Consider the following 25,354-nt stretch of genomic DNA (forward strand, 5'->3'; position numbering starts at 1 on the left):
GCAAGCTCCGCCTGTGGCGGCGGCTATCAGTATCGCTACGGATACGACGCTACGCGCGCGCCGGGGGTCCCGATGCCCCACCATGATCGGCCTACTGACCAGTAACTTTGAGCCGGGTCTTCGTTCGCGAGAGTTACACCAGGGCTGTGATTCGTCCTCGAGGCACGACCCTGGTGTACGCCTCGCGAAGTTGAGGCGTTTGCCCCACGCCCGGGCGCCGACGACGTCGCCGCCGCGTCCGCCCACGCCCGCGCGCGTCGAGGCCGTGCTGGCACGCCGCCAGCAACGTGCGATACGCTTCTGGTCGGTCATGAGCGCCAGCGACAAGCCCCGGCTTGCTGGCCGGCAACCCTCCAACCGCGGTGGGGTGCCCCGGGTGATGACCAGGTTGAGTAGTCGCTAGAAGGCGGCTGCCGGCAAGCGCGGGTCCGTTGTGACGGGCCCCCAGAGAAGACAGAGGGAGGTCCGTCTCGTATGAGCACGCCAGAAGACCCGACCGCTGATTGGGCGTTCGAGACCAAGCAGGTCCACGCCGGCCAGACGCCCGACGCCGCCACCAACGCGCGGGCGCTGCCCATCTACCAGACCACGTCCTACACGTTCAACAGCACCGACCACGCCGCGGCGCTGTTCGGCCTCGCCGAGCCCGGCAACATCTACACCCGGATCATGAACCCGACGCAGGACGTCGTCGAGAAGCGGATCGCCGCGCTCGAGGGTGGGGTCGCCGCGCTGTTCCTCGCCTCGGGGCAGGCCGCCGAGACGTTCGCGATCCTCAACCTCGCCAACGCCGGGGATCACGTCGTGTCCAGCCCCCGGCTGTACGGCGGCACCTACAACCTGTTCCACTACACGCTGCCCAAGATCGGCATCGAGGTCAGCTTCGTCGACGACCCCGACGACCTGGACTCGTGGCGAGCGGCCGTCAAGCCGAACACCAAGGCGTTCTTCGGCGAGACCATCTCCAACCCGCAAATCGACATCCTCGACATCCCAAGCGTCGCCACGGTCGCTCACGAGGCCGGTGTGCCGTTGATCGTCGACAACACGATCGCCACCCCGTACCTCATCCAGCCGCTGACGCACGGCGCCGACATCGTCGTGCACTCGGCCACCAAGTACCTCGGCGGTCACGGGGCGGCGATCGCGGGCGTCATCGTCGACGGCGGCACGTTCGACTGGACCAACGGCAAGTTCCCCGGCTTCACCACCCCCGACCCCAGCTATCACGGCGTGGTGTTCGCCGAACTGGGCCCGCCCGCGTTCGCGCTCAAGGCGCGGGTGCAGCTGCTGCGCGACCTGGGCTCGGCGGCGTCGCCGTTCAACGCCTTCCTCATCGCGCAGGGATTGGAGACGCTGAGCCTGCGCGTTGAACGACACGTGGCCAATGCGCAGCGCGTCGCCGAGTACCTCGCCGGACATCCCGACGTGGAGTCGGTGAACTACGCCGGCCTGCCCAGCTCACCGTGGCACGAGCTCGGCAAGAAGCTGGCTCCCAAGGGCACCGGCGCGGTGCTGGCCTTCGAGCTGGCCGGCGGCGTCGACGCGGGCAAGGCGTTCGTCAACGCGCTGACGCTGCACAGCCACGTCGCCAACATCGGTGACGTGCGCTCGCTGGTGATCCACCCGGCGTCGACGACGCACGCGCAGCTGTCGCCCGAGGAGCAGCTGGCCACCGGTGTCACCCCCGGTCTGGTGCGGCTCGCGGTCGGCATCGAGGGCATCGACGACATCATCGCCGACCTGGAGCAGGGCTTCGCCGCGGCCAAGCCGTTCAGCGCGGCGCACACCGCGGATCCGAACACCACGGCAGCGTTCTGATGACGATCTCAGAGGTGCAAACTTTGACTCTGCCCGCCGAAGGCGAGGTCGGCATCGTCGACATCGGACCGCTGACGCTGGAGAACGGCACAGTCATCGACGACGTGTCGATCGCCGTGCAGCGCTGGGGCGAACTCTCGCCGGCACGCGACAACGTGGTGATGGTGGCACATGCGCTGACCGGGGACTCCCACATCACAGGCCCACCGGGTCCCGACCATCCGACCGGCGGCTGGTGGGACGGCGTCGCGGGACCGGGCGCCCCGATCGACACCAACCGCTGGTGTGCGGTGGCGACCAACGTGCTCGGCGGCTGCCGCGGCTCGACCGGCCCCAGCTCGTTGCACCCGGACGGCAAGGCATGGGGGTCGCGGTTCCCGCTGATCTCAATCCGCGACCAGGTCGCGGCCGACATCGCCGCACTCGCCGCGCTCGGCATCACCGAGGTCGCTTCGGTGGTCGGCGGTTCGATGGGCGGCGCCAGGGCGCTGGAGTGGGCCGTCGGTCACCCGCACACGGTGCGCACGGCTCTGGTGCTCGCGGTCGGTGCCCGCGCCACCGCCGACCAGATCGGCACCCAGAGTTCGCAGATCGCCGCGATCAAGTCCGACCCGAACTGGTGCAACGGCGATTACTACGGCACCGGCCTGACTCCCGACACCGGCATGGAGATCGCCCGGCGGTTCGCCCACCTGACGTACCGCGGCGAAACCGAACTCGACTCTCGGTTCGCCAACGACGCCCAGCGCGGTGAGGACCCCGGAAACGGTGGTCGCTACGCCGTGCAGAGCTACCTGGAACACCAGGGCCGCAAGCTGGTGTCGCGTTTCGACGCGGGCACCTACGTCGCGCTCACCGAGTCGTTGTCCAGCCACGACGTGGGCCGTGGTCGCGGCGGCGTCGAGGCCGTCCTGCGCGGCTGCCCGGTGCCGGTGGTCGTCGGCGGCATCACCTCGGACCGGCTCTACCCGCTGCGGTTGCAGGAGGAGCTGGCCGAGTTGCTCCCGAACTGCAGCGGGCTCAACGTCGTCGACTCCATCTACGGGCACGACGGGTTCCTGGTGGAGACCGATGCGGTGTACAAGCTGATCCGCCACACCCTGGAGCTGGCGTCGAAGCGATGACGACCCCCTCGCTGTCTTTCGGCGCGGAAGCCGCGGCGTACGAACGCGGCAGGCCGTCGTACCCGCCCGACGCGATCGACTGGCTCCTGCCGGCCGACGCGGAGAAGGTGCTCGACCTCGGTGCGGGCACCGGCAAGCTGACCACCCGGCTGGTGGAACGCGGCCTCGAGGTGATCGCCGTCGACCCGATCCCGGAGATGCTCGAGCTGCTGACCAATTCGCTGCCGGACACGCCGGCGCTGCTGGGCACCGCCGAGGACATTCCGCTGCCCGACGACAGCGTCGACACCGTGCTGGTGGCGCAGGCCTGGCACTGGTTCGACCCCGAGCGCGCCGTCAAGGAGGTCGCGCGCGTCTTGCGGCCCGGTGGCAGGCTGGGCCTGGTGTGGAACACCCGCGACGAGCGGATGGGCTGGGTCAAGGAGCTGGGCCGCGTCATCGGTGTCGAGGACGACCCGTTCAACCACCGGGTGACGCTGCCCGAGCCGTTCGCCGGCGTCGAGCGCCATCAGGTCGAGTGGACGAATTACCTGACCCCGCAAGCCCTCATCGATCTCGTCGCGTCGCGCAGCTACTGCATCACCTCACCGGAGAAGGTGCGCACCAGGACGCTGGATCGCGTGCGCGACCTGCTGGCCACGCATCCGGCGCTGGCCAACTCCACCGGCCTCGCGCTGCCGTACGTCACGGTGTGCATCCGCGCGACGCTGTCGTAGCCCTCCCGCTGACTTTTTGCTTCCGATGGGCGGGACCTTCGCCCCTAAGCCTGCCGATGCCGGCCCGCATAGCGTCGAGGGGACAGCCGAACCTGAGAGGGGATTGATGTGTTCCGCACGGTGTTGGTGGCGGTAGGCGCGATGGGCGCAGCGGCCTTGTTGTCGACGCCGCAGGCCGCCGCAGAACCCGACCTCACCGACCGTGGCTGGGCCTACGCCGGTCAGTACGGTCCGGCGATCTGTCAGTTCGTCGACGCCAACCCCACGGTGGACGGCTTCGTCAGCGCCCTGAAAAATGTGGGCCGCGAAGGGTTTTCGGCATACGAGGCGAGCGGCATCGTGATCGCCGCGCTGAGTTCTCAGTGCCCCCACAACTACTGGCTGGTCGACGCCTTCGTCGACTCGACGCCCGCACCTCCGCCGGCGCAGATCCTGGCGTAGGCCAATTCCGCGCGCCGAAACTGAAGTTGTGCAGGAGAAACCCCTGGCTCCACCTGCATAGGTTCAGTTTCGAGGCCGGTCCACGCTAGCTGGTACCCAGCGGGTCGATCGTCCAGGCGATGTAGAGCATCACCGCGCTCACGGTCGCGGTGGTCACGAAGTCGACGCCGCGGCTGCGCACCGCGAGCAGGCCCGCGCGGTCGTCGCTGAGCACCAGCCGCAGCGCGGCCGCGACACCCACCCCGATCGCCATCACCAACGCGCCGCGTCGCCAGTAGCCCGCCACGACCAGGACGAACGCGGCGGCGAAGATCAGGCCGACCAGCCAGAACGGCCACTGCCCCGCGAAGACCTTGCGCGCGAACTCCTTCGGGGTCATCGGCTCTTCGCGCGAGCGCTCATCGCAGTCACCTCGGGGCGAGCGCCTCCGCGCGCTCGACGACGTTGGTGAGCAGGAACGCGCGCGTCAGCGGGCCGACGCCACCGGGGTTGGGCGACACGTGCCCGGCCACCTCCCACACGTCGGGGTGCACGTCGCCGACCAGCTTGCCGTTGTCGTCGCGGCTGACGCCGACGTCGACCACCGCGGCGCCCGGCTTCACCATCTCCGCGGTCACCATGTGCGGCATGCCGGCCGCGGCGATGATGATGTCGGCCTCGCGGGCCAACTCGGGCAGATGGCGGGTTGCGGTGTGGCACAACGTCACCGTGGCGTTCTCCGACCGCCGGGTCAGCAGCAGGCCCAGCGGCCTGCCGACGGTCACCCCGCGGCCGATGATGACCACCTGGGCACCCGCGATCTCCACCTCGTAGCGGCGCAGCAGGTGCACGATGCCGCGCGGGGTGCACGGCAGCGGCGCGGGCTCGTTGAGCACGAGCCGGCCGAGGTTCGTCGGATGCAGACCGTCGGCGTCCTTGCCCGGATCGATGCGTTCGAGCGCGGCGTTCTCGTTGAGGTGCTTGGGCAGCGGCAGCTGGACGATGTAGCCCGTGCACTCGGGGTTGGCGTTGAGCTCGTCGATGGTCTCGTCGAGCTTGGCCTGGGTGATGTCGGCGGGCAGGTCGCGGCGAATCGAGGTGATGCCGACCTTCGCGCAGTCCGAGTGCTTGCCGCGCACGTAGGCGTGCGACCCGGGATCGTCGCCGACGAGCACGGTGCCCAGGCCGGGCGTGCGCCCCGCCGCGGTCAGCGCCGCGACGCGTTCGGTGAGGTCGACGAAGATCTCGTCGCGCGTGGCCTTGCCGTCCAGAGTGATCGCACCCACGGAGCATTCTCCCGTCGCTTCGCTCGCCTGCGAAGCCAGTCTGGCATGCTCACCTCATGAACACTCCACATGATGTGTTCACCCCGGCCAAGCTCGGCCCGGTGACGCTGCGCAACCGGATCATCAAGGCCGCGACGTTCGAGGCTTCGACGCCGGACGCACTGGTCACCGACGACCTGATCACCTACCACCGGCTGCCCGCCGCGGGTGGGGTGGGCATGACGACCGTCGCCTACCTGGCAGTGTCGAAAGGCGGACGCACCGAGGGCAACGCTCTCTGGTGGCGGCCCGAGGCGATGCCCGGGTTGCGCACGCTCACCGACGCCATCCACGCCGAGGGTGCGGCGATCAGCGCGCAGATCGGCCATGCCGGGCCGGTGGCCAACGCCCGCTCGACCAAGGCCAAGGCGTACGCGCCAGTCCGGTTCTTCAACCCGCTGTCGATGCGCTTTGCGAAGAAGGCCACCCGCGACGACATCGACGACATCATCGCCGCGCACGCGAACGCCGCACGGTGCGCGATCGAGGCCGGCTTCGACGCCGTGGAGATTCACCTCGGGCACAACTACTTCGCGAGCTCGTTCTTGTCCTCGCTGATCAACCGCCGCGACGACGAGTTCGGCGGCTCCCTGCAGAACCGCGCCAAGGTGGCCCGCGGCATGGTGATGGCGGTGCGTCGCGCTGTGGAGGAGGAGGGCACCCCGATCGCGGTGACCGCCAAGCTCAACATGACCGACGGGGTGCGCGGCGGCATCTCGCTCGACGAGTCGCTGCAGACCGCCAAATGGCTGGAGGAGGACGGCGGTCTCGACGCCATCGAGCTGACGGCGGGCAGTTCACTGGTCAACCCGATGTACCTGTTCCGCGGTGACGCGCCGATCAAGCAGTTCGCGGGTGCGTTCAAACCGCCACTGAGCTGGGGCATCCGGATGACCGGCAAGAAGTTCCTGCGCGAGTACCCCTACCGCGAGGCCTACCTGCTGCGCGACGCCAAGAAGTTCCGCGAGGAACTGAGCATGCCGCTGATCCTGCTCGGCGGCATCACCAATCGCGAGACCATGGACCTCGCGATGGCCGAGGGCTTCGACTTCGTCGCGATGGGCCGTGCGCTGCTCGCCGAGCCGGACCTGATCAACCGGATCCGGGACGACGGCGACGCGCACTCCATCCGCTCGGTGTGCAACCACTGCAACCAGTGCATGGCCACCATCTACAGCCACACCCACTGTGTGGTGACCGGCTCGCCGGGTCAGTCCTCGGCCGCCCGCCTCGGCTCGACGTAGGCCACCATCGGGTCGGCGCGAACCAGCTCACCGTTCTCCGATACCGCGAGTTCCTTGGCCGAGAAGGTGTAGGTCACTGCATCGTTGTCGACGGTGAAGACACCGTTCGCCGTCTCGACAGCGGTCGCCGAGAGCAGCGCGTTGTCGCTCAGCCGCACCCCGCGGTACTCGTAGCGGCCCGAGTCGCGGCAGATCGCGATGAGCGCGAATTCGGTGCGGCCGAACGCCACACTCGCCGTCGGCGTGTCGCAGCGCGCCGCGGTGTCGACGAACCCGCGGTCGTCTATCGATCCGGGCTGGGCGCCCGCCGCCGGCGCCAGCAATGTCGACACTGCGGCACATCCGACGAACACCGACGCCGTTCTGGACACCATGCACCATGGTGACCACGAATTGACCGACCAGACCGCGCGACTCGCCGTCCGTGCGCTCAGTTTGTCAGCAATGCCTTCGCGCAGTCGGCGACGATCGCCTCCGCGTTCGCTGGAATCGGCCGCCCCGCCAGCAGATGCCGCCGCACCACCGCGTACGGGATGTCGACCAGCGCGGCGGTGATCCGGTCGGCGTCGGCGTCGAGCCCGGTGAGCAGCCGGCGCAGTGTGCGGCGGGCCTGCCGACGGCGCGCGCGCACCTCGTCCGGCCACCCGGGTTCGCCCAGGGTCTCGGCACCGGCCAGCAGCACCCGGGCTTCGTCGGGATGCCGACGACACCACCGCACGGTGAACCGGGCGCCTGCGACGCAGCGCGTCCGGGTGTCCCCCGGCTCGGACAGCGCCTCGCCGAGCCCGGCGAGGAACCGCTCCTCGGTGCGCATCCACAGCTCTGCGCACAACGCGGCGGTGCTCGGAAAGCGGTGGTACATCGAGCCGCTGGGCGCTCCCACCGCGCGCGCCACCGCCACCATCGTCACCGCGGCCGGCCCGCCCTCGGCCAGCAGCGCGGCGGCCGCATCGAGCAGATCGTCGACGGAGAACCGTGCGGGCCGCGGCACCCGGTCAGTCTATAATAGAGATACATCTCTAATAAGGAGCACACCATGCCCACTCCCACCGATGTCGCCCAGCGGTTCTACGACGCGCTGGCCCACGCCGACGCCGACACGCTCTTCGCGTTGCTGGCCGACGACTTCGTCGGCACGGTCAGCGCCGGGATGCCACACGATGTCGGCGGCACCCACCGCGGACCTGCCGACATGATCCTCGGCGTGTGGGCGCGCATCGGCGCGCTCTACGACATGCACGTCGAGCCGGCCGAATACCTTGCCGTCGACGACAACCGGGTCGTCGTCATCGGCCGGTACCGGGGGCCCGCCCGCGACGGCGACACCACCGTCGACGCCTCGTTCGCCCACGTGATCGCGACCCGGGGCGATCAGATGGCGACACTGCACCAGATCACCGACACCGCGCGGTGGAGGATTCCCTGCCGTTGACGGCCGCTCGCACCTACCCCGCGCCCGGGGTCGATACCGATAGAGTTGTCCGCGATGTCCAATGTCGCAGGCCGCCCGGCACCGACGAGCCGCCCGGTCCCTCCCGCGCTGACCGTTCGGTACGACGGATCGACCAGGACCTTCGCGCCGGGTAACGATGTCGTCGTCGGCCGTGATCTCCGCGCTGACATCCGCATCGCCCATCCGCTGATCTCGCGCGCCCACCTGGTGCTGCGCTTCGACCAGGGCCGGTGGGTCGCGATCGACAACGGCAGCCTGAACGGGATGTTCGTCAACAACCGCCGGGTGCCCGCCGTCGACATCACCGACGGTCAGAGCGTCAACATCGGCAACCCCGACGGGCCGCGGCTGATCTTCGAGGTCGGCCGCCATCAGGGCACGGCAGGCCGGACGCCCACGATGGCGGTGCCGATCGCCAACCAGCGTCCCGCCGCCCCGGCCCGGCCGGGGCCCGCGCCGTACACGTCCGGCCCGCACACCGCCCGGCCCTACGGCCCGCCATCGGGCAAGTCGCCCGCGCAGCCGATGTACCCGTCGGGACCGCCGCCGTCGCAGCCGCGCTACCCGGCCGGCAGCCCGCATCCCGCGCACACCGGGGGACCGGTGGCCTACCAGCCGGGTCCACCGAGCACCTCGCAGCCCGTGCGCCCGCAGTACTCGCAGCCGATCTCGGCGCCGGAACTGGAGTCGGTGACCGCGATTGGGCCGATGGCGGCTCCCCGCTCCAGCGAGGGCAACCTCGCGACGAGCATGCTCAAGATCCTGCGCCCGAGCCGGCCCGCCGCCGACAACGTTCCGGGCGCCGTCAAGATCGGCCGCGCCACCGACAACGACATCGTCGTCCCGGACGTGCTGGCCTCGCGCCACCACGCCACGCTGGTGCCGACCGGGTCCGGCATCGAGATCCAGGACAACCGCAGCATCAACGGCACCTTCGTCAACGGCGCGCGCGTCGAGTCGGCCCTGCTGCACGACGGTGACACCGTCACGATCGGCAACATCGACCTGGTGTTCTCCGGCGGCACGCTGATGCGCCGCACCGAGACCGAGGCCGCCACCCGCACCGGCGGCCTCGAGGTGCACGGCGTCACCTGGACCATCGAGAACAACAAGACGCTGCTGGAGAACATCTCGATCGCGGCGCGGCCCGGCACCCTGACCGCCGTCATCGGTCCGTCCGGCGCGGGCAAGTCGACGTTCGCGCGACTGGTCGCCGGCTACACCCATCCCACCACCGGCACCGTGACCTTCGAGGGGCACAACGTCCACGCCGAGTACGCCTCGTTGCGCTCCCGGATCGGGATGGTGCCGCAGGACGACGTCGTGCACGGCCAGCTGACCGTCCGGCAGGCGTTGATGTACGCCGCCGAACTGCGGTTGCCGCCCGACACCACCAAGGCCGACCGCGAGCAGGTCGTCATGCAGGTCCTCGAGGAACTCGAGATGACCAACCACCTGGAGACCCGCGTCGACAAGCTCTCCGGCGGCCAGCGCAAGCGCGCATCGGTGGCCCTCGAACTGCTGACCGGCCCGTCGCTGCTGATCCTCGACGAACCGACCTCGGGCCTGGACCCGGCGCTGGACCGCCAGGTCATGACGATGTTGCGGCAACTGGCCGACGCCGGCCGCGTCGTGCTGGTGGTCACCCACTCGCTGACCTACCTCGACGTGTGCGATCAGGTCCTGCTGCTGGCCCCCGGCGGCAAGACCGCGTTCTACGGGCCGCCCGAGCAGATCGGCGTCTCGATGGGCACCACCAACTGGGCCGACATCTTCAGCAGCGTCGCCGGCGATCCGGACACCGCCAACAGGCGGTTCCTCGAACGGCACGGGCCGCCACCACCGCCGCCGCCCACCGAGGAGCCGTCCGACCTCGGCAGCCCGACGAGCACGAGCGTGCGACGGCAGTTCTCGACGATCGCCCGGCGCCAGGTGCGCCTCGTGATCTCCGACCGCGGCTACTTCGCGTTCCTGATGTTCCTGCCGTTCATCATGGGGGTGCTGTCCCTGTCGGTGCCCGGCGACGTCGGCTTCGGCGTGCCCGTTCCGGCGATGCAGGGCGGTGCGGCGCCCAACGAACCGGGGCAGATTCTGGTCATGCTCAACGTGGGCGCCATCTTCATGGGCACCGCGCTGACGATCCGCGCGCTGATCGGCGAACGGGCGATCTTCCGGCGCGAGCAGGCCGTCGGATTGTCAACGACGGCATACCTTCTGGCGAAGGTGTTCGTCTTCACCGTGTTCGCGGTCGTGCAGTCGGCGATCGTGACGGCGATCGCGGTGGCGGGCAAGGGCTGGGGCGAGGGCGCCGTGGACAGCGGCTCGGTGATCGGCAGCCGGAGCCTGGAGTTGTTCGTCGACATCGCGGTGACCACGGTGGCCGCGGCGATGGTCGGCCTGGCACTGTCGGCGCTGGCGAAGTCCAACGAGCAGATCATGCCCCTGCTGGTGGTGGCGATCATGTCGCAGTTGGTGTTCTCCGGCGGCATGATCCCGGTGACCGACCGCGTGGTGTTGGACCAGATGTCGTGGTTCACCCCGGCGCGCTGGGGTTTTGCGGCCTCGGCGTCGACCATCGACCTCATCCGGCTGGTGCCGGGTCCGCTCACGCCCAACGACCGACATTGGCAACACACTTCGGGGGCGTGGCTGTTCGATGTGCTGATGCTCCTGGTGATCTGCATCGGCTACACGACGTTCGTGCGCTGGAAGATCCGGCTCAAGGGCGGCTGAGGTTCTCTCGTGACACCGTCGTCACCGGGCGGGCAGGCGCCAGCCGCTTGAGCGCCAGGCCGCCCTCGAACGGCCGATAGCCGAACGCCGGCGGGGAGACGTAACCGGTGTCTCCCAGTGGCGTATGCACGTCGGCGACCGGCGGACCGATCTCGGCGGCGACCGGCGTCAGGGCGTCCAGATCGAAGCGGTACAGCCGGCCCGCGTTGCCGGCCAGGATCTTGCGGCAGACCTCCTCGGGCTGGGCGTGCAGCGCCCACCGGATGGCCAGCTTGGAGTGGGGTGCGAAGCCCTCCTCGTGCGGGTAGTCGCTGCCCCACATGACGTGATCGGCGCCCAGGTAGTCGATCATCGCCGACTCATACGGCGTGAGCTCGGATGCCATGTAGCAGTTGCGCTTTGCGTACTCGCTCGGCGCCATGGTCAACTCGTCGATCGACGAACCGCCGAACATCCCGTACGTGCGGTTGCCCGCCTCGGATTTCATGCTGGGCACCATGACGTCGAGCAGCACCATCTGGTTCTGCAGCCACATCGTGCCCTGCTCGGTCGGCACGAACCGCAGCGTTGGGTGGCGCTCGAAGACCCCGGCCAGGATGAGGTGGGAGACGGTGCGCTGCGCCCACATCGCCATCTCGGTGACCAGGACCGCGTTCGAGGCCGGCTGGTCCATCGGCATCACCGGACTTCCCGCCCCGGCGTGCTGGACCACCGTCAGGTCGAGTTCGGCGCAGAGCGCCCAGATCGGCTCGTACCGGGTGTGGAAGAGCGGCGCGACGTTCGGGTCGCCGGGCGAGACCGCGGGCAGCAGCACGCCGCCGAAACAGTCCTGCCCGGCACCCCAGCGGATCTCGTCGAGCGCGAGGTCGACGTCGTTGGGGAAGATCTGGATCAGCCCGCGGCGCCGCGCCGGAGCCAGCGAGCAGAAGTCGATCTGCCAGCGGTTGTGGGCTTGGACCCCGGCCCAACGCTTTTCGAACTCGTCGCGGGTGCGAGGCAGCGTGATGGTGATGTTCGGGGTGGTCGGGAAGAACGGTGGCACGGTGTTGGGCAGTAGCACCTCCGCCGCCACCCCGTCAGCGTCCATCTCCGACATCCGTAGGTCGTGGTCCCAATTGCGCTGTGCGGTGGCGATGATCAGGTCATCGAACGGGCTCACGTAGGAGTCGGCCCACGCGTCGAAGTCATCGTGCAGTTGACTCGGCAGGTATGGCCGGTAGTCGCGCAGGTCGGCTCCTGCGTGAGTGTCCGTCGAGATGACGACGTAGCGGTCGATCGTGTCCCAGGTTGCGGCCATGGCCACATCCTGCTCCCGATCCTCGGGTCAGGACAACAGCCAGTCGTTGGGTGAGAAGAGCTCGCTGTGCACCCGCGCGGCCGATATTCCCATCGCCATCAGCTGTGTGCGCACCGCTTGCACGAACCCGTTGTTCCCGCACAGGTAGACCTCGGCAGCGTCCGGCACGGCGATGCCGTCCAACGTCAGCAGCCCCGGATGCACGCCGGGCTGCCGTCCGGTCACCCCGTCCTCGTACCAGATGTCGAGGGTGGCATCGGTCAGCTCGGCGAGCAGCTCGTGCTGGCGTTCGCGCAGCGGGTGAGTCTGATCGCTGCGGTCGGCGTGCAGCACCTGCACCGGGGTGTCGGGTGCGTCGGCCGCGAGGAACTCCAGGATGCCGATCATCGGGGTGACGCCGATCCCGGCGGAGATGAGCAGCAATGGCCGGCCGCCCTCGGGTGCGGGCAGGTCACCGAAGGGCACGGTGACGTCCAACAGGTCGCCCACGCACACATTGGCGGCGATCCACGTGGACACTTCGCCGGCGGGCTGACCGTTGCCTGCAGTGACGGGCTTGACCGCGAACGTCAGCTCCTCTTTTCGCGGTGCGTTGACGAGGCTGTACTGGCGCAGCTGACGTGCACCGTCGGGCATCGTCACACCGACCGAGACATACTGTCCCGGCGTGAAATTCGTGAACGGCTCGTCGACGGAGCGGACGGTCAACAGCACCGCACCGCAAGGATCGTCGACCCGGGAGACGACGCGCGCCCGGCGGTAGACGTCGCCGTCGGGCACGCCGGCGGCCGCGTAGAGGTCGTGCTCCAGGTCGATCAACGTCTGCGCCATGATCCGATACACCCGGTCCCAGGCCGTGGCCACCTCGTCGGTCACCGTCTCGGCGCCCAGCACGGCGACGATCGCGGCGAATAGATGCTCGTGCACGATCGGGTACTGGTCGGCGGTGACGCCCAGCGAGGCGTGCTTGTGACCGATCCGGGACAGGAGTTCGGCCGGGTGCGGCAGCTCCGGATCGACGAGGTGTGCGGCGAAGGTCGCAATCGAGGCCGCCAGGGCCCGCTGCTGCGCCCCCTGGGCCTGATTGCCGCGGTTGAACAGGTTGCGCAGCAGGGCGGGGTGGCCGGCGAACATCCGGCGGTAGAACTCCGCGGTGATCTCGTCGATGTGCGCACCGATCAGCGGAAGCGTGGCCGACACGATCTCGGCGTGCTGCGGCTCCAGCTCGATGGGGGCAGCTGCAATGGCGGTCATCGTGCGATCCTTTCGGTGGGTTGCCCGTCGGCCGGCAGGCCCACGGGAGGCGGGGGCTCAGAGATCACGAGAACCCCTGCGTCCCTTGTCAAGTCACTGAGGGTGTAGCGGTCGAGCTCGTGATAGAAGGCTTCCTTGGCCTCCGCGAGAGCCCGCCGCAGACGGCATGCCGGGGTGAGTGGGCACGGGTTGGCGCCACCGCACTCGATGACCTCCCTGTCGCCTTCCAGACGACGGACCAGCCAGCCGATGGAGACGTGACGACCGGCATCGGTCAGGGTGAGTCCCCCGACTCGACCGCGCCGCGCCGACACCATTCCGAGGTCCCCGAGCCGGGCGACGGCCTTGGCGATGTGGTTCTCCGAGGCGTTGGCGCCCACGGCGATGGATCGGGTGGTCACCCGGCGGTCCGCGGCTTCCCCCGCGGCCAGCAGCATCATGGTGCGCAGACCGAGATCGGTGAACCGGGTGAGCTGCATACGACCGAACGTAGTAATTCGGCATTTCAAATGCGACTTTTACCGCTGTGTGCTTGACACCCGGTGACGTGCGGTTTTTTGATCAGGGAATTCGGGGGCCCGGCTATGCGCCGTGGATGTCCAGCCCGTGCGCGGCGGCGTAGGCCAGCGCCTGCTCGAGGTCGATCTTCGCGCCGCGCACCGTGGCCGTGGTCCAGAACGTCGGGTCGGTACGCGCGCCGCGTAGGTCGGCGTCTTCGAACCGCGTGTTCTGCACCCGCGCTCCGGTCAGATCCGCTCCGCGCAGCAGCGCCTTGCGCAGATCGGCATCGACGAGCCCGGTTTCGCGCAACCGGCAGCCGGTGAGGTCGACACCCCGAAGGTCGCAGCCGCCGAGCACCGCGAGCGTCATGTCGACCTCGGTCAGCGTCAGCGGCCGCAGCCGGCTGTGGGTGAACACCGATCCGAGCAGGCTGCACTGACGAAAGACGCTGTGGTGCAGGGTGGCCCGTTCGAAGGAGCAATTGCGGAAGGCCGAGCCCAGATGTTCGGATTCGGTGAGGTCGACGCCGCGGAAGTCACACTCGTCGAACACCACCCGTTCGGTGCGCAACCTGCTGAGATCGTCGTCGCGGAAGTCGTGACCGACGAATTCCCTTTCGGTCCAGACCAACTCCGGTGAGGCCACCGGCTCAGCCGGGCAGCGAGGTGAGCACGTTGAGCGCGTACTCGGTGATCGCGATCAGCGCGGCCTTCGTGGACTCGCGGTCGCGGGCGTCGACGGTGATCACCGGGATTCTTTCGGGCAGGGCCAGTGCCTTGCGGACCGCGCCGACGGGATGGCTTGGCGCCCCGTCGAATTGATTGATGGCGATCAGGAACGGAAGCTTACGCGCCTCGAAGAAGTCCACCGCGGCGAAGCTGTCCTGCAGGCGCCGCACGTCGACGAGGATGATCGCGCCGATGGCGCCGCGGACGAGGTCGTCCCACATGAACCAGAACCGGCGCTGGCCCGGTGTGCCGAACAGGTAAAGCACCAGATCCTCGTCGAGGGTGATGCGGCCGAAGTCCATCGCGACCGTCGTGGTGTTCTTCTGCGGGGTGGCCTCCAGCACGTCGACACCCGCCGAGGCGTTGGTCACCAGCGCCTCCGTCCGCAGCGGCATGATCTCGGAGACGGCGCCGACGAACGTCGTCTTGCCGGCACCGAAGCCACCGGAGATGACGATCTTTGTTGAGGCCGCCCGGCCCGACGTGCCCGCGACTCGGTGCTCCTCAAAGTGCCCTGAGGCCACGCAGTGTCCTTCCTATCAGTTCACGTCGTTCATCGGAGGTGGCCGAATCGCCGAGCGTCGTGCGCACCGCGAGGTAACCCTGCGTCACCAGGTCCCCGATCAGCACGCGCGCCACGCCGAGAGGCAACGATAACCTGGCGGCGACCTCGGCGACCGACGGGTGATCGGTGCACATCGTCAGGATTTGGCCTCGCACATCGCTTCTGAGCCACCGCGGCGGCTTGTCGGTGTCCAACGTCTCGATCGGCGCCTCGAGTGGCAGATAGATCCGGGAATCGGTGCGGCCCGCCGTCAGGATGTACGGCCGGACCAGGCTCGGCTCGTCGGTGACATCCCGCTCCCAGTGCTCCATCGGCCGCTCACGAGTGCTGTGGGGCGCGCCGTCGGGACGACTGGACGACGGCGCCCACCCGTTCCACCAAGATCGCCATCTCGTAACCGATCTGGCCGATGTCGCAATTGCGCGTCGCCAGCGTCGCGAGATTCGAGCCGTCGCCCACCCGCATCAGCAGTAGGTAGCCGTTCTCCATCTCGACGACCGACTGCAGTACGTGGCCACCGTCGAACAGTTGCGCCGCACCCGTCGACAGGCTCGCCAGTCCCGACGCGACCGCCGCCAGTTGGTCGGCCCGTTCGGTCGGGATGTGCTCGCTGGCCGCCATCAGGAGTCCGTCGGCGGACACCAACACGGCGTGTGACACCCCCGACACTTCGCGGGCGAACTTGGAAACCAGCCAGTCGAGCGAATCGCGCTGCGTCGGACGCGGAGCCGCCCCGGCGGCGACATCGGGACGCGGAGCCGCCCCGGCGGCGACATCGGGACGCGGCGGGTAGGTCATTCGTTGTCCAGTCCTCTGGTCTCTCGGGCATGCGAGCGGCCGGCATGAACTCCGCCGAAGTGGCTGCTCATACTCGCGCGCACGGCTTCCGGGTCACGCTGCGGGGGCTCCCCCGGCCCGGCGTCGAACTCAGTCGCCGATGCTACCGGGTCATCGGCGGTGCCCGGCACCAGGCGGGCGCCGGGCTGGCGCACCGGTAGCCCCTCGTCGGTGTGCTGGGTGACCGGCGCTTCGTCGGCGGCCGCAGCGGCCGACCAGCCACGGTCCCACACCGACTCCCAGTTCAGGTCCTCGCTGTTGGCCAGTTCCGTGGGGTCCACCAGCCACTCCGAGAGCATTTTCTGGTAGATCGCGTCGTCGGAGCCGGCCGTATCGCTGACATGTGAGCGCGGCGCCTCGGGCTGCGACTGGGGCTGCGGGGCGCTCGGCGGCGTTCCGTTCGCGGCTGGTGGCGTTCCGTTGGCCGCGGCCTGCGCCCGCGCCGCGAAGAATCCGGAGGTGTCGGTCGGCCGAGTGGCGGCCGACGGCTCGGATGCCGGTTCGGGTGCGGGCTCGGGCGCCGGGTGCTCCACGGTCTGCGCCGGCATCGAGCTGGCCGGCCAGTCCTCCTCGTACACCGCGGGCTCGGCCGCGGGAGGGTTCAGCGACGCCGGGACGTCCGAGATCCCGCTGGCGCCGGGATCGCGCTGGGGCAGCAGCGACACCGGCACGTCGAAGTGGCGGCTGAGGTACTCCGGGTCGTCGTAGTAGACGTCGTCATCGGTGACGTGCTCCTCGTCGAGGGCCAGGGCGGTCGCGATCCCGGCGCGCGCGTCGGCGGGCGCGGCGTACTCGGGGGTGCTGAACTGATCGGTCTCGCCGCCCCGGCCGAGCAGTTCGGTGGGCACGTACACCCCGGCGGTGGTGCCCGAATTCGGTTCGCCCGCAACGGTGCTGCGCAGCCGCACCACCAGACCGTGCTGCGCCGCGAGCCGGCCGACCACGAACAGGCCCATGTGCCGCGCGGTGTACGGGTTGACCTCGCCGCCGGACTGCAGGCGGGTGTTGGCTACCCGCAGGTCCGAGTCCGTCATGCCGAGACCGATGTCGCTGACCTCGATGACCAGCCCGCCGTTGCCGGTGTGTACCGCCGACACCCGCACCTGCGAGATCGGCGGCGAGTAGCGCAGCGCGTTGTCGAGCAACTCGGCCAGCAGGTGCACCAGGTCACCGGCGACGGCGCCCGACACCTCGCTGTCGGGCACGGTCGCGGTGACCACGCGGGTGTAGTCCTCGACCTCGGAGGCGGCGGCGTTGATGACCGCCGAAACCGGCACCGGCTCGGCTTGTTCGCGCGGAACCCGCGCGCCCGCGAGCACCAGTAGGTTGGCGCCGTTGCGCCGCATGCGGGCGGCCAGATGGTCCAGCCGGAACAGGCTGTCCAGCCGCTCGGGGTCCTCTTCGTCGCGTTCGAGCCGATCGATAAGCGACAGCTGCTGGTCGACAAGCGACCGGCTGCGGCGCGAGAGCGTCTCGAACATGTCGCCGATCTGCAGTTGCAGCCGGGACTGCTCGGCGGCGAGCATGACGGCCTGCTCGTGCAACTCGTCGACGGCGTGCGCGACCTGGCCCACCTCCTCGGAGGTGTGCACCGGAATCGGATCGATCGGCGCCGCCTCGTTGCCGGCGCGGACCTGCTCGATCTCGCGCGTCAGGTCGTCGTGGGCCACCCGCAGCGCGCTGTCGCGCAACCGGCGCAGCGGGCGCACCAGTGAGCGCGCCACTGCGATGACGATCAGCAGGGCGAGCAGGATCGCCCCGCCGACGATGGCCGCGTCGCGGATCAGCTCGGTGCGCGCCGCGGCGGCGCGGTCGTCCACCGCCGCGGTGACCGACGAGGTGGTGCGGTCGATGATCTGTCGTGCCAGCGCGTCGGTCGCGTCGACCGACGCCAACAGCTCCGGGTTGTTGACCAGCGGAACCGCCGGGTCGGTCATCAGCGCCATCCGCTTGACGAATTCGGCCTGCAGCTTCTGCGCGTCGGGTGAGCCGACGCCCAGGGCCTGGCTCAGCCCGAACAGCGTCGACGGTTCGGTGCCGGCCAGCGCGATCATCGACGTGCGCAGCTCCGGCTCAGGCAGTTCGCCGCCGCGCACGATGGCGAGCTTCTGCATCGTCATCTGGCCGCGGACGCCGATCGCCCGGGACAGGCCGAGCGCCTCGGCGCGGATCCGTTCGTCCTCGACGCGAACCGATCCGGTGACGGCGTCCTCGGCGGGCAGCAGGAGCAGCGCGTAGGCAGCGATGGCGTCGCGCAGGCCGATGCTGTTGGCGGTGAGCTTGTCCATCAGCGCCTGGCCGTCGTTGACCATCGTCGTGACGACCTGGTTGACGTCGGGCGCGACGTCGGTGTCGGTCAACCGGCGCTGCAGTGCCTGCCTGCTGTTGTCGAAGTTCGTCAATGCCGTCTGCGCGTCGGCCCCGGTCGAGCTCGCCAGCATCGCGCCTTCGAGCGAAGCCATGTAGCTCTCGATTGCGGGCACCATTTCGGCGCGGTCCGCGGCGCGGCGCAAATCCGATTCGTCCGTCACGCTGCCGTAGATGCGCAGCCCGCCGAATGTTCCGGCCAGAATCAGCGGCACCAATACGATCGCGAAGACTTTCCAGCGAACCGGCCAATTGGACAGTGCCCATCGCGACGGCCGCTTCACCGGCGGCGTCGCTTTCTGCTCGAAATCGACGAGCGTGCCGTCGGCCTGCTTGAGCTGGGAGAACGCGCTCATCGACACACACCCGGACGGTAGGCCGGTTGTCCGCAATTCAGTACTGGCGCGTAGTTCATAAGGCTTCCTGCTGATTTCGCCGCTGCGGGGCGGGCGCGTTGTGCGCCTGGCAATTGGTCGAGTATGCCAGCCATGTTCAGCCGATTCCACAATTCTTACTGAACAGACAGAGTTCGTAATCGCCCGCGCCACCGCGGAAGTGGTGTCGGAGCAAATGCCGACGCCCCCTGGCGCCGAGGCCTACGCGGGCCGGAGAAGCGCCACGAGGAAGTCGGAGCCGTCCACGAACGGCCGCAGATCCCAACTGGACAGCAGCAGATCTGGCGCGAATCCGGCCTCGGCGGCATCGTCGAGGAACTCCTCGAACTCGTACCCGCGACCGGCGCCGAAGCCGATCACCGTGCGTCCGTCGTCGGCGATGTGGGCGCGTAGCCGGCGCAGGACCTGCACACGGGTGCTCGGGGCCAGGAACGTCATGACATTGCCCGCCGACAGGATCACGTCGAACGGCTCGGGGATACCGCGCGCGGGCAGGTCGAGTTCGGCGAGGTCGCCGACGAGCCAGCGCGGTCCGGGATGGTCCTGCTCGGCCGCCTCGATGAGCTCCGGGTCGACATCGACACCGACGACGTGGTGACCCGCCGCGGCCAGGAACCCGCCCGACCGACCGGGACCGCAGCCCGCATCGAGGATGCGGGCGCCGCGGGGCGCCATCGCGTCGACGAGGCGGGCCTCGCCCGCCAGGTCGTCACCGGCGCGTGCCATCGTGCGGAAGCGCTCGACATACCATTGCGAATGTCCAGGATCGGCTGTGACTTTCTGCATCCAGATGCTCTGCTCGACCATGCGGCCAGTATCGCAACGAGGCACGAGCGCTCTCCCGTCTGAGGTCTGTTGTGTTCAAGTTGATGTTCTTCTCACCGCGGATCGCGCCCAACACCGGAAACGCGATCCGCATGGTCGCGGCCACCGGATGCGAACTGCATCTGGTCGAACCGCTGGGCTTCGACATGTCCGAACCCAAGCTCCGGCGGGCCGGGCTGGACTACCACGACCTGGCGTCCGTCACGGTGCACCCCGACCTGTCCGCGGCCTGGGCCGCTCTGGCCCCGACCCGCGTCTACGCCTTCACCGCGCACGCGGCGACGTCGTTCGCCGCTGTCGAGTACCAGCCGGGCGACGTGTTGCTGTTCGGCCCCGAACCCACCGGCCTGGACGCCGCGACGCTGGCCGACCCCCACATCACCGCGCAACTGCGCATCCCGATGCTGGCGGGGCGCCGATCGCTGAACCTGTCGAACGCCGCCGCGGTCGTGGTGTACGAGGCTTGGCGGCAGCACGGCTTCACCGGGGCGGTGTGAGCATCACCTTCCGATGAGCGCTCGCGCGAAGAGCATCACCTTCCGATGAGCGCTCGCGCGAAGAGCATCACCTTCCGATGAGCGCTCGCGCGAAGAGCATCACCTTCCGATGAGCGCTCGCGCGAAGAGCATCACCAACTGTTGAAGTGCGTGATCTGGTCGACGGGCAGCCGCTTGGCGGGACGGAAGTCGGTCCCCTTGGTGTAGGCGATCGGGAACAGCCCGCCCTGGCGGTATTCGTCGAACGGGATGCCCAGGACGTCCGCGGCCAGCCGCTCGCCCTTGCCGACCAGATGCAGCGTCGTCCACGCCGAGCCTAGGCCGCGCGAACGCAACGCCAGCATGAAACTCCACACCGCAGGCAGCAGTGAACCCCAGAAGCCGGCGCTTCCGGCTACTGCGACCTCGGGACTGCCCTCGAGGCAGGGAACCAGCATCACGGGCACCTCGTGCAGGTGATCGTTGAGGTACTTGGCGGAGTCGGTGACGCGTGGGCGCTGCTCGTCCCGCGCGTCACCGTAGGTGGGCTTCGGCGCATCGAGGTACGGCGTCGCGTTGTGCCGGTAGATGTCGGCCAACGCCTTCTTCTTGTCCGGATCGTCGACGAAGACCCACTGCCACCCCTGCGCATTCGATCCCGTCGGCGCCTGGATCGCGAGGTCCAGGCACTCCAGCAGCACCTCGCGCGGCACCGGCTTCTCCAGATCGAGCCGCTTGCGCACCGAACGGGTGGTGGTCAGGACTTCGTCGACGGACAAGTTCAAGGTCACTTGTCGAGACTACATTCGCCCTATGGCAGTCGAACTGACGCAAGAAGTCTCGAGCAGGCTCGCCTCCGATCACCACGGGTGGCTGACGACGGTCGCCAAGTCCGGCCAGCCGGTGCCGCGGCTGGTGTGGTTCTATGTCGACGGTCAGGATGTGATCGTCTACACCGAACCCGGCGCCGCAAAGGTCAGGCACATCGCGAACCACCCGCGGGTCAGCCTCAACCTCGACTCCGACGGCAACGGCGGCGGGGTCATCGTGGTCGGCGGCACCGCGACGATCGACGCCGAGAATTCAGATCCGTTGCAGGACGAGCGGTATCGCACCAAATATGCGGAGCTTGCCGCCGCCCTCGGGTTCAGCGAGGAGTTCCTGGCCGCCTACAACACCCGGCTGAAGATCAGCATCGACAAGGTGTGGACCACGCCGACCGAGGGCTGATCGGGTATTACTAACGGAAGTCGCGGGACTTCGACGCCACCGCCATCGTGAGCTTGCCCATCCGCTCGGCGACCACGGTGACCGCCCCGGTCGCGTTCTGCACCTGACCGCGGATCACCAGGGCCACCGCCGTCTGCGCCAGCCTGCGGTGCCGAGACCAGACCCCCGGGGTGCACAGGATGTTGACCATCCCGGTCTCGTCCTCGAGGTTAAGGAAGGTGACGCCCTGGGCCGTCGCGGGCCGCTGCCGGTGTGTGACCGCGCCGGCCACCAGCACCCGGGTTCCGTCGGGGACATCCAACAGCCTGCCCGCCGGAATCACCCCCATGGCGTCGAGGTTCTCGCGCAGGAACTGGGTGGGATAGCTGTCGGGTGACACCCCGGTCGCCCACACATCCGCGGCGGCCAACTCGAGTTCGCTCATCCCCGGCAGCGCCGGAACGTGCGACGACACCCCCACCCCGGGTAGGCGGTCGGGGCGCTCCCTGGCGGCCGCGCCCGCCGCCCACAGTCCTTCGCGCCGGCTGATGCCGAAGCACCCCAGTGCCCCGGCGGTGGCCAGCGCCTCGGTCTGCGGCACCGATAGCTGGACCCGCTGCGTCAGATCCAGCAGAGAGGTGAACGCCCCGTTGGCCTTTCGCTCATCGACGATCTGCTCGGCCAGCTCGTCGCCGATATGCCGTACCGCGCCCAGGCCCATCCGGACCTCGGTGCCCTCGTTCTCCAGGGTGGGATGCGCCAGGCTGGCGTTGGCGTCGGGGCCGTGCACCAGTACGCCGTGCCTGCGGGCGTCGGCCACCAGTGTCTGCGGCGAGTAGAAGCCCATCGGTTGTGCCCGCAGCAGTGCAGCGCAGAACGCAGCGGGGTGATGCAGCTTGAACCACGACGAGTAGAACACCAGCGACGCGAAGCTCAGCGAATGGCTCTCGGGGAAACCGAAATTGGCGAATGCCTCCAGCTTTTCGTAGATCCGGTCAGCGGTCTCGCCGGTGATGCCGTGCCGCTGGCGCATGCCGTCGTAGAACCTGCCACGCAGCCGGCGCATCCGCTCGGTCGAGCGCTTGGACCCCATCGCCCGGCGCAACTGGTCGGCCTCGGCGGCCGAGAAACCGGCGCAGTCCACGGCGAGCTGCATCAGCTGTTCCTGGAACAGCGGCACTCCCAGCGTCTTGTGCAACGCCGGCTCCATCGACGGGTGGTCATAGATGACGGGCTCTTCGCCGTTGCGGCGCTTGATGTACGGGTGCACCGACCCGCCCTGGATCGGGCCGGGCCGGATGAGCGCAACCTCGACCACCAGGTCGTAGAACACCCGGGGCTTCAGCCGCGGCAGGGTGGCCATCTGCGCCCGCGACTCCACCTGGAACACCCCTACGGAGTCGGCCTTCTGCAGCATCTCGTACACCGCGGGCTCGGACAGGTCCAGTCGCGCCAGGTCGACGTCGATGCCCTTGTGTTCGGCGACCAGGTCGATGCAGTAGTGCAGCGCCGAGAGCATACCCAGGCCGAGCATGTCGAACTTGACCAAACCGATTGCCGCGCAGTCGTCCTTGTCCCACTGCAGCACGCTTCGGTTCTCCATCCGCGCCCACTCCACCGGACACACGTCGGCGATGGGCCGGTCGCAGATCACCATGCCGCCGGAGTGGATGCCCATGTGTCGCGGCAGGTTGGAGATCTCCTTGGCCAGCTCGATCACCGGCTCGGGGATGTCCTCGACGTGTGGCGTCTCGGTCAAACTCCCCCACTGGCCGAGTTGCTTGCTCCACGCGTCCTGTTGCCCCTGGGAGAACCCCAGCGCGCGGGCCATGTCGCGCACCGCGCTGCGGCCGCGGTAGGTGATGACGTTGGCGACCTGGGCGGCGTAGTCGCGACCGTAGCGGTCGTAGACGTATTGGATCGCGTTCTCGCGCAGGTCGGATTCGATGTCGATGTCGATGTCCGGTGGGCCGTCCCGAGCCGGTGACAGGAACCGCTCGAACAGCAGCTCGTTGGCGATCGGGTCGACGTTGGTGACGCCCAGGGCGTAGCAGACCGCCGAGTTGGCCGCCGATCCCCTGCCCTGGGAAAGGATGTTGTTCTCCTTGCAGAACCGGGTGATGTCGTGCACGACGAGGAAGTAGCCCGGAAAAGTCAGCTGCTCGATGACTTTGAGCTCGTGTTCGATCTGGGCGTATGCGCGCGGCGCCCGCGTAGGCGGGCCGTACCGCTTGCGGGCGCCCTCCATGACCAGGTGCCGCAGCCAGCTGTCCTCGGTGTGCCCGTCGGGGACGTCGAACGGGGGCAGCTGGGGTGCGATCAGCGCGAGACCGAACGCGCACTGCTCGCCGAGTTCGGCCGCGGCGGTCACCGCCTCCGGGCAGTGGGCGAACAACCGCGCCATCTCCGCACCCGATCGCAGGTGCGAACCACCCAGCGGGGCAAGGTAACCGGCGGCCTCGTCCATCGAGTGCCGGGCGCGGATCGCCCCCATCGCCATCGCCAGCCTGCCCCGGGACGGCTCGGCGAAGTGCGCGGCGGTGGTGGCGACGACGTTCAGGCCGAACCGCGACGCCAGTTCGGCCAGTACCGCGTTGCGTTCGTCGTCGCAGGGATGCCCGTGGTGGGTGAGCTCGACGCTGACCCGGTCGCGGCCGAACCGGTCGACCAGATCGGCAAGCGCTCCGCCGGCCGCCTCGGGTCCGCCCGTGGAAAGCGCTTGCCGGACATGACCTTTGCGGCAGCCGGTGAGGATGTGCCAGTGCCCGCCCGCGGCCTCGGTCAGCGCGTCGTAGTCGTAGCGCAGCTTGCCTTTCTCGCCGCCTGCCAGATGCGCCTTGGCGAGCTCGCGCGACAGCCGCCGATAGCCCTCGGGGCCGCGGGCCAGCACCAGCAGATGGGGACCCGGCGGGTCGGGATCCTCGGTCCGGTCGCCTCCGCCGAGGGACAGTTCGGCGCCGAAGACCGTCGACATCTCGAGTTCCCTGGCGGCTTCGGCGAAGCGCACCACGCCGTAGAGACCGTCATGATCGGTCAGCGCGATGGCTTTGAGGTCGAGCCGGACCGCCTCCTCGACGAGTTCCTCCGGTGTGCTGGCGCCGTCGAGGAAGCTGTACGCCGAGTGCGCGTGCAGTTCGGCATACGGGACTCCGGCGGTCGGCCGCTGCACGTCCGCCGCCTCGTAGGCCCCGCGCTTGCGCGACCAGGCCGGGCTGTCACCGCCGTCACCGATCTGCTCATCAATGGGCCAGCCCGCACGGCGCGGCTTGCCGTTGAGCACCCGCTCCATCTCTGACCAGCTCGGCGGTCCGGTATGCCAGCCCACGTTCTCCAGTGTATCGAACACGCGTTCGATATCTCGGGCTGCCTCAGCTCTCGCCACTACGCCACCTGGATGGGATGGCCGCCACCGTGTGCGCCGACGATCCGCGCACCGTCGAACAGCGCCGCTCCGATGCGATGACCGACGTGTTCTCCGGCGCGCAGACCCTGGCGTGCACCTGCGCAGCCCAGGACTGCCCCGCCGCCGGCACCACCCCCACCGGGGTGATCGTGCACGTGGTGGCCAGCGCCGACACCCTGGCCGATGACACCGCGGCCCAATTGGACGGCTCACCGAGGACCCGCTGCGCGCATTGACCCACGACCAGCTGCTGGCCACACCGCTGCGCGAGGCCCTCACCCACGACGACCCGGCCGCCGGGCCGGCCGCGAGCCCACCGGGCTATGTGATGAGCGGGGCGGTCCTGCCCGCCCCGATCGTGGCCGCCAAACTGCCGAGGCCAAACGCCGCCCGGTCATCCACCGGCGATACACCCCCGCAGAAACGAAGGACCCCCTCAGCGGCGTTGGCGTGGTCATCCGCTGCCGCGATCTGACCGGCCGGTTTCCCGGCTGCAGCAGACCGGCCACCCACTGCGACCTCGACCACACCATCCCCTACCCGCGCGGAGCGATCCAGGCCTCCAACCTCAAATGCCTGTGCCGCCAAAATCCCTACCTCAAGACACCCCCGACGTGCCTGGCTGCCCCCGATTTGTTGACGGTTGATTTTAGTTGGATCG

25 protein-coding genes, 1 pseudogene and 1 riboswitch are annotated in these 25,354 nt (G+C 69.0%); of the genes and pseudogenes, 11 read left to right on the forward strand and 15 right to left on the reverse strand.

What is annotated here, in order from left to right:
* Positions 1 to 306 precede the first annotated feature (306 nt).
* A riboswitch (SAM riboswitch) is annotated at positions 307 to 429 on the forward strand.
* Between the two features lie 45 nt (positions 430 to 474).
* The 4 genes from ABGB19_RS20700 to ABGB19_RS20715 all read left to right on the forward strand — a co-directional run bounded on the left by ABGB19_RS20700 (position 475) and on the right by ABGB19_RS20715 (position 4,102).
* Positions 475 to 1,821 (forward strand): bifunctional o-acetylhomoserine/o-acetylserine sulfhydrylase, encoded by a 1,347-nt coding sequence (locus ABGB19_RS20700; protein WP_347687874.1) that lies wholly within the window; start codon positions 475 to 477, stop codon positions 1,819 to 1,821.
* The gene (locus ABGB19_RS20705) at positions 1,821 to 2,945 is read left to right on the forward strand and encodes a homoserine O-acetyltransferase (RefSeq protein ID WP_347687875.1); all 1,125 of its coding nucleotides are present in this window, start codon (positions 1,821 to 1,823) and stop codon (positions 2,943 to 2,945) included. The genes ABGB19_RS20700 and ABGB19_RS20705 overlap by 1 nt, the downstream gene beginning before the upstream one ends.
* The gene (locus ABGB19_RS20710; RefSeq protein ID WP_347687876.1) at positions 2,942 to 3,661 is read left to right on the forward strand and encodes a methyltransferase domain-containing protein; all 720 of its coding nucleotides are present in this window, start codon (positions 2,942 to 2,944) and stop codon (positions 3,659 to 3,661) included. Before ABGB19_RS20705 ends, ABGB19_RS20710 begins: the two co-directional genes overlap by 4 nt.
* Positions 3,662 to 3,769: 108 nt before the next feature.
* Complete coding sequence (locus ABGB19_RS20715) at positions 3,770 to 4,102, forward strand: hypothetical protein (RefSeq protein ID WP_347687877.1); 333 nt, start codon at positions 3,770 to 3,772, stop codon at positions 4,100 to 4,102.
* Positions 4,103 to 4,187: 85 nt separating this feature from the next.
* Here ABGB19_RS20715 and ABGB19_RS20720 read toward each other — a convergent pair whose 3' ends face one another.
* Positions 4,188 to 4,481, reverse strand: a complete 294-nt coding sequence (locus ABGB19_RS20720; RefSeq protein WP_347687878.1) for a DUF3017 domain-containing protein — start codon at positions 4,479 to 4,481, stop codon at positions 4,188 to 4,190.
* Positions 4,482 to 4,509: 28 nt separating this feature from the next.
* A complete protein-coding gene (locus ABGB19_RS20725; protein ID WP_347687879.1) occupies positions 4,510 to 5,367 on the reverse strand; it encodes a bifunctional methylenetetrahydrofolate dehydrogenase/methenyltetrahydrofolate cyclohydrolase in 858 nt (285 codons plus the stop codon).
* Between the two features lie 56 nt (positions 5,368 to 5,423).
* Here ABGB19_RS20725 and ABGB19_RS20730 point away from each other — a divergent pair, with 56 nt between their 5' ends.
* Positions 5,424 to 6,650: an NADH:flavin oxidoreductase gene (locus ABGB19_RS20730; RefSeq protein WP_347687880.1), complete on the forward strand. Its 1,227-nt coding sequence runs from the start codon at positions 5,424 to 5,426 to the stop codon at positions 6,648 to 6,650.
* On the opposite strand, the gene ABGB19_RS20735 is transcribed toward ABGB19_RS20730, so the two are convergent.
* Together ABGB19_RS20735 and ABGB19_RS20740 are read right to left on the reverse strand one after the other, a co-directional pair.
* Positions 6,617 to 7,021: a hypothetical protein gene (locus tag ABGB19_RS20735; RefSeq protein WP_347687881.1), complete on the reverse strand. Its 405-nt coding sequence runs from the start codon at positions 7,019 to 7,021 to the stop codon at positions 6,617 to 6,619. The genes ABGB19_RS20730 and ABGB19_RS20735 overlap by 34 nt on opposite strands.
* A gap of 59 nt (positions 7,022 to 7,080) precedes the next feature.
* A complete protein-coding gene (locus ABGB19_RS20740) occupies positions 7,081 to 7,641 on the reverse strand; it encodes a TetR/AcrR family transcriptional regulator (protein ID WP_347687882.1) in 561 nt (186 codons plus the stop codon).
* Positions 7,642 to 7,686: 45 nt separating this feature from the next.
* On the opposite strand from ABGB19_RS20740, the gene ABGB19_RS20745 reads away from it, so the two are divergent.
* Positions 7,687 to 8,082 (forward strand): nuclear transport factor 2 family protein, encoded by a 396-nt coding sequence (locus ABGB19_RS20745; protein WP_347687883.1) that lies wholly within the window; start codon positions 7,687 to 7,689, stop codon positions 8,080 to 8,082.
* 54 nt (positions 8,083 to 8,136) lie between these two features.
* Positions 8,137 to 10,836, forward strand: coding sequence for an FHA domain-containing protein (locus ABGB19_RS20750; protein WP_347687884.1), 2,700 nt, complete (start codon positions 8,137 to 8,139; stop codon positions 10,834 to 10,836).
* On the opposite strand, the gene ABGB19_RS20755 is transcribed toward ABGB19_RS20750, so the two are convergent.
* The 9 genes from ABGB19_RS20755 to ABGB19_RS20795 form a co-directional block, all read right to left on the reverse strand.
* Positions 10,823 to 12,133, reverse strand: a complete 1,311-nt coding sequence (locus tag ABGB19_RS20755) for an amidohydrolase family protein (RefSeq protein WP_347687885.1) — start codon at positions 12,131 to 12,133, stop codon at positions 10,823 to 10,825. The two genes, ABGB19_RS20750 and ABGB19_RS20755, sit on opposite strands and share 14 nt — an antisense overlap.
* A gap of 27 nt (positions 12,134 to 12,160) precedes the next feature.
* A complete protein-coding gene (locus ABGB19_RS20760) occupies positions 12,161 to 13,387 on the reverse strand; it encodes a globin domain-containing protein (RefSeq protein WP_347687886.1) in 1,227 nt (408 codons plus the stop codon).
* Positions 13,384 to 13,866 (reverse strand): Rrf2 family transcriptional regulator, encoded by a 483-nt coding sequence (locus ABGB19_RS20765; RefSeq protein WP_347687887.1) that lies wholly within the window; start codon positions 13,864 to 13,866, stop codon positions 13,384 to 13,386. The genes ABGB19_RS20760 and ABGB19_RS20765 overlap by 4 nt, the downstream gene beginning before the upstream one ends.
* Positions 13,867 to 13,969: 103 nt before the next feature.
* Complete coding sequence (locus ABGB19_RS20770; RefSeq protein WP_347687888.1) at positions 13,970 to 14,533, reverse strand: pentapeptide repeat-containing protein; 564 nt, start codon at positions 14,531 to 14,533, stop codon at positions 13,970 to 13,972.
* Between the two features lie 4 nt (positions 14,534 to 14,537).
* Positions 14,538 to 15,140, reverse strand: a complete 603-nt coding sequence (locus tag ABGB19_RS20775; protein WP_347687889.1) for an ATP/GTP-binding protein — start codon at positions 15,138 to 15,140, stop codon at positions 14,538 to 14,540.
* Positions 15,121 to 15,492 (reverse strand): DUF742 domain-containing protein, encoded by a 372-nt coding sequence (locus ABGB19_RS20780; RefSeq protein ID WP_347687890.1) that lies wholly within the window; start codon positions 15,490 to 15,492, stop codon positions 15,121 to 15,123. Before ABGB19_RS20780 ends, ABGB19_RS20775 begins: the two co-directional genes overlap by 20 nt.
* A gap of 7 nt (positions 15,493 to 15,499) precedes the next feature.
* Entirely contained in the window at positions 15,500 to 15,979 is a 480-nt protein-coding gene (locus ABGB19_RS20785; RefSeq protein WP_347687891.1) for a roadblock/LC7 domain-containing protein, read from the reverse strand.
* A complete protein-coding gene (locus tag ABGB19_RS20790) occupies positions 15,976 to 18,741 on the reverse strand; it encodes an ATP-binding protein (protein ID WP_347688038.1) in 2,766 nt (921 codons plus the stop codon). The genes ABGB19_RS20785 and ABGB19_RS20790 overlap by 4 nt, the downstream gene beginning before the upstream one ends.
* A 240-nt stretch (positions 18,742 to 18,981) precedes the next feature.
* Complete coding sequence (locus ABGB19_RS20795; RefSeq protein ID WP_347687892.1) at positions 18,982 to 19,587, reverse strand: methyltransferase domain-containing protein; 606 nt, start codon at positions 19,585 to 19,587, stop codon at positions 18,982 to 18,984.
* A gap of 50 nt (positions 19,588 to 19,637) precedes the next feature.
* On the opposite strand from ABGB19_RS20795, the gene ABGB19_RS20800 reads away from it, so the two are divergent.
* Positions 19,638 to 20,102: a tRNA (cytidine(34)-2'-O)-methyltransferase gene (locus ABGB19_RS20800; protein WP_347687893.1), complete on the forward strand. Its 465-nt coding sequence runs from the start codon at positions 19,638 to 19,640 to the stop codon at positions 20,100 to 20,102.
* Between the two features lie 131 nt (positions 20,103 to 20,233).
* On the opposite strand, the gene ABGB19_RS20805 is transcribed toward ABGB19_RS20800, so the two are convergent.
* Positions 20,234 to 20,872, reverse strand: a complete 639-nt coding sequence (locus tag ABGB19_RS20805; RefSeq protein WP_347687894.1) for a nitroreductase family protein — start codon at positions 20,870 to 20,872, stop codon at positions 20,234 to 20,236.
* 22 nt (positions 20,873 to 20,894) lie between these two features.
* Between ABGB19_RS20805 and ABGB19_RS20810 the strand changes: the two genes are divergently transcribed.
* Positions 20,895 to 21,311 (forward strand): TIGR03667 family PPOX class F420-dependent oxidoreductase, encoded by a 417-nt coding sequence (locus tag ABGB19_RS20810; RefSeq protein WP_347687895.1) that lies wholly within the window; start codon positions 20,895 to 20,897, stop codon positions 21,309 to 21,311.
* A 10-nt stretch (positions 21,312 to 21,321) separates the two neighbouring features.
* Here ABGB19_RS20810 and ABGB19_RS20815 read toward each other — a convergent pair whose 3' ends face one another.
* Positions 21,322 to 24,615: an error-prone DNA polymerase gene (locus ABGB19_RS20815; protein ID WP_347688039.1), complete on the reverse strand. Its 3,294-nt coding sequence runs from the start codon at positions 24,613 to 24,615 to the stop codon at positions 21,322 to 21,324.
* Positions 24,616 to 24,689: 74 nt separating this feature from the next.
* Here ABGB19_RS20815 and ABGB19_RS20820 point away from each other — a divergent pair, with 74 nt between their 5' ends.
* Together ABGB19_RS20820 and ABGB19_RS20825 are read left to right on the forward strand one after the other, a co-directional pair.
* Positions 24,690 to 24,929: a DUF222 domain-containing protein gene (locus tag ABGB19_RS20820; protein WP_347687896.1), complete on the forward strand. Its 240-nt coding sequence runs from the start codon at positions 24,690 to 24,692 to the stop codon at positions 24,927 to 24,929.
* 220 nt (positions 24,930 to 25,149) lie between these two features.
* A pseudogene (locus ABGB19_RS20825) lies at positions 25,150 to 25,296 on the forward strand (HNH endonuclease); the annotation flags it as partial.
* Positions 25,297 to 25,354 lie beyond the last annotated feature (58 nt).

This window comes from Mycobacterium sp. B14F4 (assembly GCF_039871645.1).
Taxonomy (GTDB): Bacteria; Actinomycetota; Actinomycetes; order Mycobacteriales; family Mycobacteriaceae; genus Mycobacterium.

Coding starts and splice junctions, on each gene's coding strand:
- ABGB19_RS20705 (WP_347687875.1), top strand. CDS start 1,821: ATGACGATCTCAGAGGTGCAAACTTTGACTCTGCCCGCCGAAGGCGAG.
- ABGB19_RS20795 (WP_347687892.1), bottom strand. CDS start 19,587: ATGGTCGAGCAGAGCATCTGGATGCAGAAAGTCACAGCCGATCCTGGA.
- ABGB19_RS20790 (WP_347688038.1), bottom strand. CDS start 18,741: ATGAGCGCGTTCTCCCAGCTCAAGCAGGCCGACGGCACGCTCGTCGAT.
- ABGB19_RS20765 (WP_347687887.1), bottom strand. CDS start 13,866: ATGCAGCTCACCCGGTTCACCGATCTCGGTCTGCGCACCATGATGCTG.
- ABGB19_RS20710 (WP_347687876.1), top strand. CDS start 2,942: ATGACGACCCCCTCGCTGTCTTTCGGCGCGGAAGCCGCGGCGTACGAA.
- ABGB19_RS20820 (WP_347687896.1), top strand. CDS start 24,690: ATGGCCGCCACCGTGTGCGCCGACGATCCGCGCACCGTCGAACAGCGC.
- ABGB19_RS20745 (WP_347687883.1), top strand. CDS start 7,687: ATGCCCACTCCCACCGATGTCGCCCAGCGGTTCTACGACGCGCTGGCC.
- ABGB19_RS20700 (WP_347687874.1), top strand. CDS start 475: ATGAGCACGCCAGAAGACCCGACCGCTGATTGGGCGTTCGAGACCAAG.
- ABGB19_RS20720 (WP_347687878.1), bottom strand. CDS start 4,481: ATGACCCCGAAGGAGTTCGCGCGCAAGGTCTTCGCGGGGCAGTGGCCG.
- ABGB19_RS20730 (WP_347687880.1), top strand. CDS start 5,424: ATGAACACTCCACATGATGTGTTCACCCCGGCCAAGCTCGGCCCGGTG.
- ABGB19_RS20780 (WP_347687890.1), bottom strand. CDS start 15,492: ATGGAGCACTGGGAGCGGGATGTCACCGACGAGCCGAGCCTGGTCCGG.
- ABGB19_RS20810 (WP_347687895.1), top strand. CDS start 20,895: ATGGCAGTCGAACTGACGCAAGAAGTCTCGAGCAGGCTCGCCTCCGAT.
- ABGB19_RS20785 (WP_347687891.1), bottom strand. CDS start 15,979: ATGACCTACCCGCCGCGTCCCGATGTCGCCGCCGGGGCGGCTCCGCGT.
- ABGB19_RS20755 (WP_347687885.1), bottom strand. CDS start 12,133: ATGGCCGCAACCTGGGACACGATCGACCGCTACGTCGTCATCTCGACG.
- ABGB19_RS20750 (WP_347687884.1), top strand. CDS start 8,137: ATGTCCAATGTCGCAGGCCGCCCGGCACCGACGAGCCGCCCGGTCCCT.
- ABGB19_RS20760 (WP_347687886.1), bottom strand. CDS start 13,387: ATGACCGCCATTGCAGCTGCCCCCATCGAGCTGGAGCCGCAGCACGCC.